The organism is Amycolatopsis echigonensis (genome assembly GCF_014174495.1).
In the GTDB taxonomy this organism is placed as follows: domain Bacteria; phylum Actinomycetota; class Actinomycetes; order Mycobacteriales; family Pseudonocardiaceae; genus Amycolatopsis; species Amycolatopsis echigonensis.
Genome location: NZ_JACJHR010000286.1, coordinates 1 through 352, shown reverse-complemented (window position 1 = coordinate 352; position 352 = coordinate 1). Strand labels below are relative to the sequence as shown.

Genomic DNA, 352 nt, shown 5'->3' with positions numbered 1-352 from the left:
AGTCACGCCGTCGAATTCGATCTTCGAGGCGCTGGGGGCACTCTTCATGCGCTCACCTCCTCACCGCCGGCTACACCGCGAACTTCATGGCGCGGAAGGTCATTCGAGGGTCTCCACCTTCAACCGGCCGTCCGCGTAGTCCCCGCGCAGCACCTTCTTGTCGAACTTCCCCACGCTGGTGCGGGGGATCTCCTCGACGAAGGTCCACCGCTCGGGCAGCCACCACCGCGGCAGCTTGTCCGACAACCAGGATCGGAGTTCCCCCGGCGAGACGATCGCGCCCTCGCGAAGGACGACAGCCGCCAGCGGACGTTCCTGCCAGCGCTCGTCCGGTGCGGCGATGACCGCCGCC

General features: G+C 67.6%; 1 protein-coding gene. It reads right to left on the bottom strand.

The features are described from left to right. Positions 1-99 precede the first annotated feature (99 nt). The coding region (locus H5411_RS46795; RefSeq protein ID WP_416333311.1) for an AMP-binding enzyme at positions 100-352 on the bottom strand (253 nt) is incomplete at its 5' end.